Here is a 15408-nt window from a genome sequence, read left to right on the forward strand (position 1 = left end):
TGTCGAAAGGAGGATATTTGTGTCAAAACAAAACTTGACAGAGGAGCAGCTCCTTTGGAGAAGATGGACTGAAAGCAAGGATCCTCAAGCGGGCGATTTACTTCTAAAAAAATATACTCCACTAGTTACGTATCATGTGCAACGGATCGGTGCGGGTATACCTCAAAATGTTTCGAGAGATGAGCTCAAGAGCCTTGGTATGATGGGCTTATTTGATGCATTAAATAAGTTTGACCCTTCTAGAGATTTGAAGTTTGATACGTATGCATCCTTCCGGGTAAGAGGGGCTATAATAGATGGGCTAAGAAAAGAAGACTGGCTCCCTAGATCATCTCGTGAAAAAGCTAAAAAACTAGATCAGAAAATAGAAGAATTAGAGCAAAAACTAATGCGACATGCGACACCAGAAGAACTGGCCGATTTTGCAGAAATCCCTTTAGAGGATGTATATCAGACTGTCCAAGAACACTTCTTTTCTAATGTTTTGTCTATAGATGAGCAATTACATGATCAGGATGAAATGGATAGCAAATCCTTTGTGATTCGAGACGATACACAAACTACGCCTGAACAAAAGCTGGTAAAGGACGAGCTAATTAATGACCTTGTCAATCAAATCCAACATTTAAATGAAAATGAGCAATTAGTATTAAGTTTATTTTATACAGAAGAATTAACCCTAACTGTTATCGGGGAGATGCTCGGCTTATCCACCTCGAGAATATCTCAAATACATTCTAAGGCACTTTTTAAGCTTCGGAAGCTATTAGTAAATGAAATGATGAATACCTAAAGGGTGGAGGGCGGACAGATGAGTCTTAAAGGTTTGGAATTACAAATAGCTATCCCAAAGACCGTGGACGCAGGGAAAATGGCTGATCAGATGCAGCAGCAAAGCCTAGTTAACCAAGCCAACGCCCAAGCTGCGACAGAAAGGCAAATAGAAAAAAACAGGGAAACTGTTATAAAATCTAATCATATAGAAGCAGACGCAAAGGGAAACCAACAGGAGCAGGATGAGCAAGAGAAGAAAGATAGGAAAAAAGGACAAGATAACAACAGTATAAAGCATCCTTTTAAAGGGAACTTTGTGGACTATAATGGATAGGAGAAAAAATGACAACAATTATTATAATAGCACTGTTTCTTCTCCAAATTATTAGCTTTTATTTCATTGCATTATTAAATATGAAATTATCAAAATATAAAGATTTGGAAGACAGACAAGAACAAACTATGAAAGAAATAGAAGATTCATTTAGTGCTTATCTAGCAGACATGAAGGATGAAAATGATCGCCTTCTATATGAATTAAAGGAAAACAGTTTTGTTCCTCCTCTAAAGGAACATGCTTCCGCACAAGAAGAAGTTTCTACTACTATAAAAAATGATATAGATCCGTCCTTTGTGCTTTCAAGACCACTCGTATCCAAACATAAGGTAGCAAATAGCTATGTCCAGGCTGCTAGTTTGCCAGAAAAAAAACAGCCAGTTACGATGAAAGAGAAGGTACTATATTATAGTGAAGAAGGAAAAAGTCCAATGGAAATAGCCAAATTACTTCAAATAGGAAAGACGGAAGTAGAACTTTTCTTAAAGTTTAAGTAATAAATAGTTGAAAGTATAAAATAACTATGGTATATTACAATACGGTATGAATACACACGCATTACGGATGAACTTGGCAGGTGCTCTAGAAATAGAGTAGCCAATGACAAATGATGGATGCGGAAGACTAAACCAAACCAGGAGGAAATAAAATGTCAGTAATCTCTATGAAACAACTACTTGAGGCCGGTGTACACTTCGGTCATCAAACTCGCCGTTGGAATCCAAAAATGAAAAAATACATTTTTGTTGAACGTAACGGAATCTATATCATCGATCTTCAAAAAACGGTGAAAAAATTAGAAGAAGCTTATGATTTCATGCGCCAAGTAGGTCAAGATGGCGGGAAAGTTCTTTTCGTTGGAACTAAAAAACAAGCTCAAGAAGCTATTAAAGAAGAAGCTGAACGTTCAGGTAACTACTACATCAACCAACGTTGGTTAGGTGGTACTTTAACAAACTTCGGTACTATTCAAAAACGTGTTGCACGCTTAAAAGCAATCGAAAAAATGGAAGAAGACGGTACTTTCGCTGTACTTCCTAAAAAAGAAGTTGTTCAACTTAAAAAACAACACGAACGTCTAGTTAAATTCTTAGGCGGTATCCGTGATATGAAAGCTGTTCCAGATGTAATGTTCGTAGTTGACCCACGTAAAGAGCGTATTGCAGTAGCAGAAGCTCGTAAATTGAACATTCCATTAGTAGGAATTGTTGATACTAACTGTGATCCAGATGAAATCGACTATGTAATCCCTGCAAATGACGATGCAATCCGTGCAGTAAAATTATTAACTGCTAAAATGGCGGATGCATTACTTGAAGCAAGACAAGGTGAAGATGCAGAAGTAGCTTCAGCTGAAGTTGCTGCTGAGTAAGACACATGTAAGTACAGGTGATAAGCGGCCAAACCACTTATCACCTTTTTTTGAGAAACGACATGATTCGTACTAGGAGGAATTTATAATGGCAGTTACAGCACAAATGGTAAAAGAATTGCGTGAAAAAACTGGCGCAGGTATGATGGATTGCAAAAAAGCTTTAGTTGAAACAGACGGAAACCTAGAAGCAGCAATTGACTTCTTACGTGAAAAAGGTCTTTCTTCTGCAGCTAAAAAAGCTGACCGTATCGCAGCGGAAGGTACAACTTACATCCATATTGATGGAAACAAAGCTGTATTATTAGAAATGAATGCAGAAACGGATTTCGTTGCTAAAAACGAAGGATTCCAAACATTAGTTAAAGACGTAGCTTCTCACTTATTAGCTACTGAACCTGCTTCAGTTGAAGAAGCATTAGCTTCTAACATTCAAGAAGGCGTTACAGTTGAAAATGCTATCTCTAATGCAGTAGCAAAAATCGGAGAAAAAATTACTCTACGTCGTTTTGTTATTGAAACAAAAACAGATGCAGACGCTTTTGGACCGTACCTACACATGGGAGGACGCATTGGTGTTCTAACTGTTCTTGAAGGATCTACTGATGATCAAGCAGCTAAAGATGTTGCTATGCACATTGCTGCATTAAGCCCATCATATATCTCTCGTGATGAAGTATCTGCTGAAGAAGTAGAACATGAGCGTAAAATTTTAACTGAACAAGCATTAAACGAAGGTAAACCTGAAAATATCGTTGCAAAAATGGTAGAAGGTCGCCTTGGTAAATACTTTGAAGAAGTGTGTTTATTAGACCAATCTTTCGTTAAAAATCCAGACCAAAAAGTACGTGCTTTTGTTGAATCAACTGGTGGTAAACTAGTTTCATTCACTCGCTATGCTGTTGGTGAAGGAATCGAAAAACGTGAAGACAACTTTGCTGAAGAAGTAATGAGCCAAGTTAAAGGAAATAACTAATAATAAGAACTTTAAGTTCTTATTTTATAGAAAAACTCTAGGGAGCACGTAATTTGTGTTCCCTATTTTTCAAGAAAAGAGATGGAGGATATCTATGAGCACACCATATAAAAGAATCGTTTTAAAACTAAGTGGCGAAGCATTAGCTGGAGAAAAAGGATTCGGATTGTCACCTGAAATTATCAAATCAGTAGCTGAGCAAGTGAAAGAGGTAGTGGATCTTGGTGTAGAGGTTGCTGTTGTAGTTGGTGGAGGCAATATCTGGAGAGGTAAAATTGGAAGTGAGATGGGTATGGACCGTGCGAATGCTGACTATATGGGCATGTTAGCTACGGTAATGAATTCATTGGCGCTACAAGATTCTCTAGAGCAATGTGGAGTTGAAACTCGTGTACAGTCTTCCATTGAAATGCGTCAAGTGGCAGAGCCGTACATAAGAAGAAGAGCTATTCGTCATTTGGAGAAAAAACGTGTAGTAATCTTTGCAGCGGGAACAGGAAATCCATACTTCTCGACTGATACTACAGCAGCCTTAAGAGCGGCAGAAATTGAAGCAGATGTAATCTTAATGGCTAAAAATAATGTAGATGGTGTGTATTCTGCTGATCCTAAGACGGATAAAACAGCAGTGAAATATGATGAATTGTCTTTCTTGGAAGTAATTCAACAAGGTCTGCAAGTAATGGACTCAACAGCGTCCACGCTATGTATGGACAATGATATTGCACTTATTGTATTCTCAATTATGGAGAACGGAAATATTAAAAAGGCTGTCCTAGGTGAATCTATCGGTACAGTCGTTAGGAGGAATTCATAATGCCGAAACAAGTAATAGAGCAAACAAAAGATAAAATGGCTAAAACTATTCAAGTGTATACAAGAGAATTGGCTTCTATCCGTGCTGGTCGTGCAAGTGCAGCATTATTAGACAAAATAACTGTAGATTATTACGGTGCTCCAACTCCAATTAACCAAATGGCTGGTATTTCAACACCTGAAGCTCGTTTACTAACGATTCAGCCATATGATAAATCCATATTAGGAGATATCGAAAAAGCGATTATGAAGTCAGATTTAGGGATTACACCAACAAACGATGGTAATCTAATTCGTATCGCTATTCCTGCACTTACAGAGGAACGTCGTAAAGACTTAGTGAAACAAGTGAAAAAAGAAGCAGAAGAAGCTAAAGTAAATATTCGTAACGTACGTCGTGATGGAAATGACGACTTGAAAAAGTTGGAGAAAGCTGGAGAAATCACAGAAGATGATTTAAGAAGCTATACTGAAGAAATTCAAAAAATCACAGATGCAAATATTGAAAAAATTGATGCAATCACGAAAGACAAAGAAAAAGAAATTCTAGAAGTTTAAGCACTTCTAGCCAGTCTTACAGTTGAACTTTTATTCGAGGAAGGCGTCCTTTTAGTAGGACGCCTTTTTATATTCGTCTTTATTTGTTATGATAAGATATATGCTTCGATAAGGTTTAAAGTGGAGGTTAATGCATGCTAAAAAAACTTATGCGTAAAAATGATCAAGCGATAAGTAACTGTTTAAATGAACGGATTGAAAATGTCCGAAAAGAACAATTGCCAGACCATATAGCCATTATAATGGATGGGAATGGTAGATGGGCTAAAAAAAGAGCTCTACCACGAATCGCGGGTCATCATGAAGGAATGCAAACGGTTAAGAAAATAACGAGGTTTGCAAACGATGTTGGAATAAAAACGCTCACTCTATATGCATTTTCGACAGAAAACTGGAAAAGACCGAAAGTCGAAGTTGAATTTTTAATGCGATTGCCTGAGGAATTTCTTAATACGTATTTACCAGAATTGATTGAACAAAATGTTCAAGTACGAATGATGGGTAATATTGAACTACTACCAGAGCATACTAAAAAGGCAGTAACTAAGGCTATGGAAAAAACAGCAAATAATAATGGCCTAATATTAAATTTTGCTTTAAATTATGGAAGTAGAGATGAAATTGTTCAAGCTATAAAGAAATTAGCTAGTGATGTGCAAAAAGGAAACATGGCAGTAGAAGATATATCAGAAAGTAAGTTCAATGATTATCTCATGACAAAGGACTTGACCGAACCGGATTTACTTATTAGAACAAGTGGAGAGGTTAGATTAAGTAACTTTATGCTTTGGCAGCTTGCTTATACTGAATTTTGGTTTACAGACACATTATGGCCTGACTTTGATGAAGGCTGTTTACTAGATGCGATTGAAACTTTTCAAAAACGTAATAGAAGATATGGTGGAATTAAGGAGGAAGAAACAAATTGAAAACAAGAATCATCACGGGTGCGGTGGCTTTAGCGCTCTTTCTTCCTATTGTTCTGCTAGGAGGACCTGTATTTACTGTTCTAATTTATGCGATTGCTGCAATAGGATTATATGAAATATTAAAAATGAAGGGTATAAGCTTAATCAGTTTTCCAGGTATTATATCAATTCTTCTTTTATTCTTACTATTATTCCCTTCTGCGTATACTGAGAAAATAGTTAGTCTTACTGGGCATACAAAGCTCGAATGGATATTCGTAGCAGTATTCATTTTATTAATATTTACCGTATTAACGAAAAATAAATTTACATTCGAAAATGCATCATTTGTGCTATTAAGTACGTTATATGTTGGGATTGGCTTTTATTACTTTATTGAAACACGAGCAATAGAAGGTGGTTTGGCATATGTCATTTTTGCCTTATTAATCGTTTGGACCACGGATTCTGGAGCTTATTTTACAGGGAGAAAGTTAGGTAAACGAAAGCTTTGGCCAGAAATATCTCCAAATAAGACGGTTGAAGGTTTTGTTGGGGGTATAGTTTGGGCAATAGTAACAGCACTAATTATCCAATGGATCAGCCCGCTTACATCTTCATACATAATATTGATAGGGATTACAATCGTAGCCTCTATATTCGGGCAACTTGGGGATTTAGTAGAGTCAGGTATTAAAAGACATTTTAATGTAAAAGATTCAGGTAATCTTCTTCCTGGGCATGGTGGTATATTAGACCGTTTCGACAGTCTTCTTTTTGTCTTGCCATTATTGCATTTTTTACATTTTATATAAGGGAGACGACATTATTTCATGAGTAAAAGAATAAGTTTATTAGGTGCAACAGGTTCTATCGGGATACAAACATTAGATATAATAAGGGAGCATCCAAATAGATTTCAATTAGTTGCATTTTCTGTTGGTAAAAATATAGAAGAAACAAAAAAGATTCTAAAAGAGTTCAAGGTAGAGGTTGTGTCTGTCCAAAAAGAGGAGGATGCTATTTTACTTCAACATGAGTTTCCAAAAGTAGAAGTTGTTTTTGGCGATGAAGGTTTAATACAAGTGGCTGCTCATACGAAAGCAGATGTTCTAGTGAACGCTGTTCTAGGAAGCGTAGGTTTAAGACCTACTTTAGAAGCGATTAATAAAGGTATTACTATAGCGATCGCTAATAAAGAAACATTAGTTACTGCTGGTCATTTAGTAATGCAGGCCGCTAAAGAACATAATGTGCCGATATTACCAGTGGATAGCGAGCATTCAGCACTTTTTCAAGCAATGAATGGAGAGAAAAAATCTGAAGTATCTAAATTAATCATTACTGCATCTGGTGGTAGCTTTAGAGACCGTACACGCGAGGATTTAAAAAACGTCACTGTAAAAGAAGCATTGAACCATCCAAACTGGTCGATGGGTTCTAAGATCACAATTGACTCAGCAACGATGATGAACAAAGGCCTTGAAGTAATTGAAGCGCACGTTCTTTTTGATATCTCTTATGATGACATTGAGGTTTTATTGCATAGAGAAAGCATCATACACTCCATGATTGAATTCAAAGATACCAGTGTGATAGCTCAACTCGGAACACCGGACATGCGAGTACCAATTCAATATGCCTTGTCCTATCCAGATCGATTGAAGCGTTCAAATGCTCAACGATTAAATTTAGCGGAAATTGGAAAACTTCACTTTCAAGAGATGGATTATAAGAGATACCACGCCTTAAAGCTTGCGATAGATGCAGGCCGAGCAGGAGGTACAATGACGACTGTCTTGAATGCTGCTAACGAAGCTGCAGTAAGTCTATTTTTACAAGAAAAGATTAAATTCCTAGAAATTGACGAATTAATCGAACGGGCAATGGACGAGCACTCTAATATTTCTTCACCAGATTTAGATACTATATTATTTGTTGATAGCCAAACGAGAAAAACTGTTCAAAACATGGTAAAATAATGTATTGAGGAAAGATAAGCAGGAGAAAAAGGTGGGGTATAATGGAAACAGCCATTGCGTTTATAATCATATTTGGAAGTATTGTTTTTTTTCATGAGCTAGGGCATTTTATTTTTGCCAAAAGAGCTGGAATAATGGTTCGAGAGTTTGCTATTGGCTTTGGGCCTAAAATATTTGGTATGACTAAAGGCGAAACTCTATACACAATCCGTTTATTACCAATGGGTGGTTACGTACGGATGGCTGGAGAAGATTTAGATTCTGTTGAATTGCAGCCTGGTTATCGTCTAGGTATTCGCGTAAACAAGGATAACAAAATCGATCAAATCGTACTTAACCAAAATAAACAGTTTCCTGATATGCTCTTTTTAGAAGTAGAAAGATCAGATTTGATGAAGGACATGTATATTGAAGGCTATGATGAAGAAGAGCGTTTAGTTCGTTATCAAGTGGCAAGAAACGCTGTTATCATTGAGAATAATACAGAAACATTTATAGCCCCTTACGATCGACAATTTGGTTCAAAAACAGTTGGACAACGTGCTCTAACGATTTTTGCGGGACCTTTGTTTAACTTTATATTAGCTTTCTTTATATTTTTAGCTCTAGGACTGATACAAGGTATTCCAACTAATGAGCCTATTATTACGACAGTAGTGGATGATAGCCCAGCTGAAATGGCAGGCATGAAAGACGGCGATTTAGTCAAAGAAATCGACGGAGTGCAAATTACAGAATGGGAGCAACTATCAAATGCTGTGAGAGAAAGTGCGAATGAGCCGATGACTTTCGTCGTAGAACGAGATGGTATGACGGAAGAATTGATGATTACCCCAATAGAAGTATCTACAAAAGAAGGGAAAGTCACACAAATCGGCGTCATGTATTCGAGTCCTTTAGAGAAAAATCCAATCGGAGCAATAGCCTTTGGAGCTGAACAAACCTATGAGATGACGAAACAAATATTTACTATTTTAGGTACATTAATAACTGGATCGTTTAGTATAGATGACTTGTCTGGTCCTGTTGGAATATATCAAGCAACTGATACAGTAGCACAATTAGGCGTATTTAAGTTAATGCATTGGGCTGCACTGTTAAGTATAAACTTAGGGATTATGAACTTGTTGCCATTACCTGCCTTGGATGGTGGTAGATTATTGTTCTTCCTATTTGAAGCAGTAAGAGGAAAACCAATTGATAAACAGAAGGAAGGAATGGTTCATTTTGTCGGAATCATGCTTCTAATGGTATTGATGGTAGTAGTTACCTGGAATGATATACAAAGATTCTTCCTATAGAATAACTTGGTGAATACTGGGTAATCTTTTTGTTTATAGATTTGATAGAATATGTAAGAGGGGGAGTTCGAGTAGCTGAACTTCCTTTCTTTTTCTGTTAATGGTTGAGTTTTATCTATAATAATGTTTAATATGCTTAAAGTAGAGTTGATTCCGCTTTTGGCGGACGCTTTCCGCGGGGTGAGCGATAAGCCATCAGCCATTGCTTACGCGCTTGGGTGTGATGTCTTATCTGTCTCACTCATCCCGTAGGAGTCGCCGCCTACCGCTACGATAAACACGGAGAAAGTAATCTGGTTTAAGTAGTAAGGTACTTTTTATAAAAGTAACTCAATTAAGAAAAAGAATAATTAATGAAATCTAAATGCAATTCAAAGGAAATAGAATTGATTTCCGCTCTCCCGAAATGCTTTTTCGTTGGGGTACCATACCAATCGTTAATGTATAGGATGTCTTATAGATTAATCTCATTCAACATAACAAATAAAATATATAGAATAACTTTTAAAATAAGGGGGGATAGGTAATATGCAAGATGGCAAAATGAGAATGCATCTATTGTTGCAACAGCTAGAGTTGACCGAAGACACTGTTGTTAAGCATTTCGAAAATGCTTCTATTACAAGATTTACAGTTCATAAAAAACAAAGACAATGGCATTTTCAAATCAATATAGCTGCCGTTCTTCCTATCGATGTCTATAACCAATTCCAATCAAGACTAGAAGAAAAATTTCAAGGGATTGCTACAATATATTTAGAAATCAATTGTGAGCATCCAGAAGTAACAGAATCGCTCATAAAAGCTTATTGGACAAGTGTACTTAAAGAATTGAGCGACATGGCTCCTCCTTTAAAAGATTGTCTACTTGGTCAAGAGCCCGAGTGGAATGGTCAGATGATTCAGCTGACATGCGGACAAGAATTACAACAACGTACTTTTAAAAAGAAATATATTGATCAAATTGCAAGTGTATATGAGAGCTTTGGTTTTCCTAAACTTGCGATAGATTTTAAGTTAGTCGAGGATACAGAGGCTTTAGCTGAAGCACAGGTAGCTTTTTTAGAACAACGAAGAATGGAAGAAGAGCAACTTGGGAAAAAGGCTTTAGAAGATATGCAAAAGAGAGACTCTCGTCAGGATAGTGGTGAAGCCAGCGAAGATGGTCCATTCCAGCTAGGTACTCCACTGAAAAAAGAAGAGGCAAGTGTGGAGATACGTTCTATCCAAGATGAAGAGCGTCGTGTAACGATCGAAGGCTTTGTGTTTGATGTCGAGGTGAAAGAGCTGAGAAGTGGTAGATCTCTATTGACGGCTAAGGTCACTGACTACACAGATTCTATTCTTGTAAAAATGTTCTCTCGCGACAAAGAAGACGCTGGAATGATGGAGCGCCTTAAAAAAGGAATGTGGATAAAGGTAAGAGGATCAGTTCAAAACGATACATTTGTGCGTGATTTAATCATTATGGCTCAAGATATGTGTGAGATTAACCCTGTACTAAGATATGATACTGCAAAAGAAAAAAGAGTCGAGTTACATATGCACACTCCGATGAGTCAAATGGATGCGGTTTCTTCTGTATCGGCGTTAGTTTCTCAAGCAGCAAAGTGGGGCCACCAGGCAGTAGCCATAACGGACCATGCGAATGTGCAATCATTTCCGGAAGCGTATGCTGCTGGTAAAAAGAATGGCATTAAAATTTTATATGGACTAGAAGCTAATCTAATTCATGACGGTGTTCCAATAGCTTATGACGAGCAGCATATCCCACTTGAGGATGCAATTTATATAGTTTTTGACGTAGAAACAACCGGTTTATCCGCCACATATGACAAAATCATTGAGCTTGCTGCAGTTAAAATGCAAAATGGCAATATTATAGATAAGTTTGAAAGATTTGCGAATCCACATCATGCTTTATCAGCTACAACAATTGAGCTTACAGGTATCACAGATGATATGGTTCGCAATGCACCAGAAATAGAAGACGTTATACGGGATTTTCATGAGTTTATTGGAGACGGCATAATTGTTGCCCATAACGCATCGTTTGATATGGGCTTTTTATACGAGGGGTATAGAAAGTGTGGCATTGATCACTTTGATCATCCAGTAATTGATACGTTAGAGCTGGCTAGGTTTTTACATCCAGAGATGAAAACACATAAACTAGGTACTCTAGCCAAAAAGTTTAATATTGAATTAACACAGGCCCACCGAGCAATTTTTGACTGTGAAGCAACTGGCTATTTACTTCTTCACCTACTAAAAGAAGCTGAAGAAAAGAATATTCATTATCATGATGACTTTAACAAGCACATCGGTCAAGGTGATTCATACAAAAGAGCTAGACCATCTCACTGCACAATTTTAGCTGTTAATGATGAGGGGCTTAAAAATCTATTTAAGCTAGTGTCCTTGTCACATACAACAACTTTCTATCGAGTTCCACGTATTAAGCGTTCAGTACTACAAAAGCATAGAGCTGGATTGATCATTGGCTCTGGCTGCGATAGAGGTGAGGTATTTGAGGGACTCATGCAAAAGCCGTTAGAAAAGGTTGAGGAGATTGCGAGTTTCTATGATTATCTGGAGGTTCATCCGAAAGAAGTCTATGCTCATTTAATAGAAATGGAACTAGTAAGAGATGAGTGGAATCTAGAAGATATTATTCGTAAATTAATTAAAGTAGGGAAAAAGCTGGGAAAACCAGTAGTAGCGACAGGTAACGTACATTATTTACATGAGAATGATGCAATGTTCCGAAAAATCCTTGTCAATTCACAAGGGGGGGCAAACCCGCTTAATAGGCATGAGCTTCCTAAAGTACATTTTAGAACGACAAATGAAATGCTTGATGCCTTCTCCTTCTTAGGGGAAGAGCTAGCAAAAGAGATAGTTATAACAAACCCTAATAAAATTGCGGACTCAATCGAAGACATAAAACCGATTAAAGACGATTTATATACTCCAAAAATTGAAGGTGCGGATGAAGAGGTTAGAGAACTGACCTATACCAAAGCAAGAGAAATTTATGGAGAGAATATACCTGAGATTGTGGAAGCTCGTATAGAAAAAGAACTTACCTCAATTATCGGACATGGCTTTGCCGTTATCTATCTGATCTCTCATAAGCTAGTAAAGAAATCTTTAGATGATGGTTACTTAGTTGGTTCTCGTGGTTCTGTAGGCTCGTCCCTTGTAGCAACATTAATGGATATAACAGAGGTCAATCCTATGCCTCCTCATTATGTCTGCCCAAACTGTAAGCATTCAGTGTTCTTCCAAGACGGCTCAGTCGGCTCTGGATTCGATTTACCAAATGCCAACTGTGAAAAATGTGATACACCTTATGTAAAAGAAGGACAAGATATTCCATTCGAAACATTCTTAGGATTTAAAGGCGATAAGGTACCAGATATCGACTTAAACTTTAGTGGAGAATATCAACCAATCGCACATAATTATACGAAGGAACTGTTTGGGGAAGAATATGTTTTTAGAGCGGGAACGATAGGAACTGTTGCAGAGAAAACTGCTTATGGGTACGTCAGAGGCTACATGAATGATAACAATATAAATTTACGTGGAGCTGAAATCGATCGCCTCGTACAAGGATGTACAGGAGTAAAACGAACTACAGGGCAACATCCCGGCGGTATTATTGTTGTACCTGACTATATGGATATTTATGATTTTTCACCAATCCAGTTCCCAGCAGATGCTCAAGATTCTGAATGGAAAACAACACACTTTGACTTCCATTCCATTCACGATAATCTACTTAAGCTGGATATATTAGGTCACGATGATCCAACGGTCATTCGTATGCTCCAAGATTTATCTGGAATTGATCCTAAGACAATTCCAACAGATGATCCTGAAGTGATGAAAATATTTAGTGGGCCAGAGTCACTTGGTGTTACAACAGAACAAATCGATTGTAAAACTGGAACCCTTGGTATCCCGGAATTTGGGACCCGTTTCGTTAGACAAATGCTTGAAGAAACAAAGCCATCTACTTTTTCCGAGCTTGTTCAGATTTCCGGGCTGTCCCATGGGACGGATGTTTGGTTAGGCAATGCTCAAGAGCTTATACAAGCAGGCACCTGTCAGCTTTCTGATGTTATCGGTTGTCGTGACGACATTATGGTCTATTTGATTTATCAGGGACTTGAGCCATCACTTGCTTTTAAAATTATGGAGTCTGTGCGTAAAGGGAAAGGTTTAACACCTGAGTTTGAAGCAGAGATGAAATCGAAAGGCGTAGCCAACTGGTATATTGAATCGTGTAAAAAGATTAAATACATGTTCCCAAAAGCGCATGCCTCTGCCTATGTTTTAATGGCTGTTCGTATTGCATATTTTAAAGTTCATTTCCCAATACTATATTATGCGGCATATTTTACAGTACGAGCGTCAGACTTTGATTTGATCTCTATTGTAAATGGCTCTCATACGATAAGAGCTAAGTTAGATGAGATTAATGCTAAGGGATTAGAAGCATCTAACAAAGAAAAAAGTTTAGCTACTGTGCTAGAGCTTTCCCTAGAAATGTCAGAGCGTGGAATTAAGATGCAAAAGATTGATCTTTATAAATCCAAGGCGCATGAGTTTACTATAGAAGGTAATACATTAATACCACCTTTTGATGCAGTACCAGGGTTAGGGACAAATGTAGCAGTTCAAATTGTTAATGCTCGCAAAAATGGTGAATTTCTCTCTAAAGAGGATTTACAGCAAAGAGGAAAAGTATCCAAAACAATCATTGATTATTTAGATGCAATGGGTTGCCTAGAAGGGCTTCCTGAAGCAAATCAGCTTTCGTTGTTTTAGTCACTAATTTGCAAACAAACCTATGGTATGGTAAGATAAATCTACCAATGTTTCATAGTTCTGTGACGAAAGAGTGGGATTTCCCGCTCTTTTCTGTTGTTATATAGAAAATCACGGTTTTGTAAGGAGGCCTTTATGAGTAATATAACTAGTAAAATGGAAGAGCTTGTTTTACCGATTTTACAAGAAATGAACTTAGAGCTCGTTGATATTGAATATGTAAAAGAAGGTCGCGATTGGTTTTTACGTGTGTATGTCGATACACCAACTGGTGGAATCGATATTGAGCAATGTGCACAAGTAAGCAACAAACTAAGCGAAAAGCTGGATGAAGAAGATCCTATTAAGGAAAATTACTTTTTAGAAGTTTCCTCTCCAGGGGCAGAGCGTCCATTGAAAAAAGAAGCTGATTTTATTGCAGCTGTAGGGAAATATGTTTTTATTAAAACTTATGAGCAGATTAATGGTGCAAAAGAGTTTGAAGGAACATTACTTTCTTATACTGCAGAAGAAGGCGCTTTAATAGAAATTCGCATCAAAACAAGAAGAGTAAAAATTCAAATTGAAAAAGAGAAAATTGCGCTAGCTCGTTTAGCAATCGATTTCTCTGCATAATGTATATTGAGGAGTGGTGGCTGTGAGTAGTGAGTTATTAGATGCGTTAACAGCGCTAGAGAAACAAAAAGGGATTTCAAGAGATGTATTAATCGAGGCAATCGAGGCTGCTTTAGTTACGGCTTATAAAAGAAATTTCAATCAAGCTCAGAATGTTCGCGTCGACATTAATTTAGCGAATGGTTCGATGATCGTTTATTCAAGAAAAGATGTAGTGGAAGAAGTAGGAGATGGTCGTTTAGAGATCTCTTTAGAGGATGCACAAGCTATTAATCCACATTATGCAATTGGAGATGTAGTGGAAGAAGAGGTTACTCCACGTAATTTCGGTCGCATTGCTGCACAAACAGCGAAACAAGTTGTAACGCAAAGAGTCCGTGAGGCTGAACGAGGATTAATATACGAAGAGTATGTTGATCGTGAAGATGATATAGTAAATGGTATCGTTGAACGACTAGATGCGCGTAATATATATGTAGGATTAGGGAAAGTGGAAGCTGTTTTACCAGTAAACGAACAAATTCCAACTGAAACATATCGTCCCCATGATCGTATCAAAGTGTATATTACAAAGGTTGAACGAACAACTCGTGGACCACAGGTGTTTGTTTCAAGAACACATCCAGGATTACTTCGTCGCTTATTTGAAATGGAAGTACCTGAAATTTTCGAAGGTATTGTAGAGATTAAATCTATCGCTCGTGAAGCTGGAGATCGTTCAAAAATATCTGTGTTTGCACATAACGAAGAAATTGATCCGGTTGGCTCATGTGTAGGTGCGAAAGGTGCTCGTGTTCAAACGATTGTAAACGAACTAAGTGGAGAAAAAATTGACATTGTTGAATGGTCAGAAGATCCTATTGTTTTCGTTGCAAATGCACTTAGTCCTTCGAAAGTTTTAGATGTTCAAGTAAATGAAGAAGAAAAATC

At 37.4% G+C, this 15408-nt stretch carries 14 protein-coding genes; all 14 read left to right on the top strand.

Annotated features, from left to right (window positions below):
• The first annotated feature begins 19 nt into the window (after nucleotides 1-19).
• The gene (locus Q0371_RS11455; RefSeq protein ID WP_169358616.1) at nucleotides 20-793 is read left to right on the top strand and encodes a FliA/WhiG family RNA polymerase sigma factor; all 774 of its coding nucleotides are present in this window, start codon (nucleotides 20-22) and stop codon (nucleotides 791-793) included.
• Between the two features lie 18 nt (nucleotides 794-811).
• Nucleotides 812-1108, top strand: a complete 297-nt coding sequence (locus Q0371_RS11460) for an RNA polymerase subunit sigma (RefSeq protein ID WP_298471177.1) — start codon at nucleotides 812-814, stop codon at nucleotides 1106-1108.
• Between the two features lie 8 nt (nucleotides 1109-1116).
• The gene (locus Q0371_RS11465; protein WP_251552893.1) at nucleotides 1117-1608 is read left to right on the top strand and encodes a hypothetical protein; all 492 of its coding nucleotides are present in this window, start codon (nucleotides 1117-1119) and stop codon (nucleotides 1606-1608) included.
• Nucleotides 1609-1760: 152 nt separating this feature from the next.
• Nucleotides 1761-2483: a 30S ribosomal protein S2 gene (gene rpsB / locus Q0371_RS11470; RefSeq protein ID WP_169358619.1), complete on the top strand. Its 723-nt coding sequence runs from the start codon at nucleotides 1761-1763 to the stop codon at nucleotides 2481-2483.
• 88 nt (nucleotides 2484-2571) lie between these two features.
• Nucleotides 2572-3459, top strand: coding sequence for a translation elongation factor Ts (tsf, locus tag Q0371_RS11475; RefSeq protein WP_251552892.1), 888 nt, complete (start codon nucleotides 2572-2574; stop codon nucleotides 3457-3459).
• Between the two features lie 94 nt (nucleotides 3460-3553).
• The gene (gene pyrH / locus Q0371_RS11480; RefSeq protein ID WP_169358621.1) at nucleotides 3554-4276 is read left to right on the top strand and encodes a UMP kinase; all 723 of its coding nucleotides are present in this window, start codon (nucleotides 3554-3556) and stop codon (nucleotides 4274-4276) included.
• A complete protein-coding gene (gene frr, locus Q0371_RS11485) occupies nucleotides 4276-4833 on the top strand; it encodes a ribosome recycling factor (protein WP_169358622.1) in 558 nt (185 codons plus the stop codon). Before pyrH ends, frr begins: the two co-directional genes overlap by 1 nt.
• Nucleotides 4834-4967: 134 nt before the next feature.
• Nucleotides 4968-5762 carry an isoprenyl transferase gene (locus tag Q0371_RS11490; protein ID WP_298471181.1) on the top strand — a complete coding sequence of 265 codons (795 nt, stop codon included), beginning with the start codon at nucleotides 4968-4970 and terminating at the stop codon, nucleotides 5760-5762.
• The gene (locus Q0371_RS11495; protein WP_298471184.1) at nucleotides 5759-6556 is read left to right on the top strand and encodes a phosphatidate cytidylyltransferase; all 798 of its coding nucleotides are present in this window, start codon (nucleotides 5759-5761) and stop codon (nucleotides 6554-6556) included. The genes Q0371_RS11490 and Q0371_RS11495 overlap by 4 nt, the downstream gene beginning before the upstream one ends.
• A gap of 18 nt (nucleotides 6557-6574) precedes the next feature.
• On the top strand, nucleotides 6575-7723 hold the full coding sequence (gene dxr / locus Q0371_RS11500) for a 1-deoxy-D-xylulose-5-phosphate reductoisomerase (RefSeq protein ID WP_298471185.1): 1149 nt from the start codon (nucleotides 6575-6577) through the stop codon (nucleotides 7721-7723).
• A gap of 41 nt (nucleotides 7724-7764) precedes the next feature.
• Complete coding sequence (rseP, locus tag Q0371_RS11505; RefSeq protein ID WP_298471187.1) at nucleotides 7765-9024, top strand: RIP metalloprotease RseP; 1260 nt, start codon at nucleotides 7765-7767, stop codon at nucleotides 9022-9024.
• Between the two features lie 519 nt (nucleotides 9025-9543).
• Nucleotides 9544-13863 carry a PolC-type DNA polymerase III gene (locus Q0371_RS11510; protein ID WP_298471198.1) on the top strand — a complete coding sequence of 1440 codons (4320 nt, stop codon included), beginning with the start codon at nucleotides 9544-9546 and terminating at the stop codon, nucleotides 13861-13863.
• A 135-nt stretch (nucleotides 13864-13998) separates the two neighbouring features.
• Nucleotides 13999-14478 (top strand): ribosome maturation factor RimP, encoded by a 480-nt coding sequence (rimP, locus tag Q0371_RS11515; protein ID WP_169358627.1) that lies wholly within the window; start codon nucleotides 13999-14001, stop codon nucleotides 14476-14478.
• Between the two features lie 22 nt (nucleotides 14479-14500).
• Nucleotides 14501-15408: transcription termination factor NusA (gene nusA, locus Q0371_RS11520; RefSeq protein WP_298471189.1), on the top strand; the 908-nt coding region annotated here is incomplete at its 3' end.

The sequence above is a fragment of the uncultured Psychrobacillus sp. genome (assembly GCF_938022135.1).
Classification (GTDB): domain Bacteria; phylum Bacillota; class Bacilli; order Bacillales_A; family Planococcaceae; genus Psychrobacillus.

Excerpts from the sequence above, each read along its gene's own strand:
- Q0371_RS11460 (WP_298471177.1), top strand. The coding sequence starts at position 812 with ATGAGTCTTAAAGGTTTGGAATTACAAATAGCTATCCCAAAGACCGTG.
- Q0371_RS11465 (WP_251552893.1), top strand. The coding sequence starts at position 1,117 with ATGACAACAATTATTATAATAGCACTGTTTCTTCTCCAAATTATTAGC.
- rpsB (WP_169358619.1), top strand. The coding sequence starts at position 1,761 with ATGTCAGTAATCTCTATGAAACAACTACTTGAGGCCGGTGTACACTTC.
- tsf (WP_251552892.1), top strand. The coding sequence starts at position 2,572 with ATGGCAGTTACAGCACAAATGGTAAAAGAATTGCGTGAAAAAACTGGC.
- pyrH (WP_169358621.1), top strand. The coding sequence starts at position 3,554 with ATGAGCACACCATATAAAAGAATCGTTTTAAAACTAAGTGGCGAAGCA.
- frr (WP_169358622.1), top strand. The coding sequence starts at position 4,276 with ATGCCGAAACAAGTAATAGAGCAAACAAAAGATAAAATGGCTAAAACT.
- Q0371_RS11490 (WP_298471181.1), top strand. The coding sequence starts at position 4,968 with ATGCTAAAAAAACTTATGCGTAAAAATGATCAAGCGATAAGTAACTGT.
- dxr (WP_298471185.1), top strand. The coding sequence starts at position 6,575 with ATGAGTAAAAGAATAAGTTTATTAGGTGCAACAGGTTCTATCGGGATA.
- rseP (WP_298471187.1), top strand. The coding sequence starts at position 7,765 with ATGGAAACAGCCATTGCGTTTATAATCATATTTGGAAGTATTGTTTTT.
- rimP (WP_169358627.1), top strand. The coding sequence starts at position 13,999 with ATGAGTAATATAACTAGTAAAATGGAAGAGCTTGTTTTACCGATTTTA.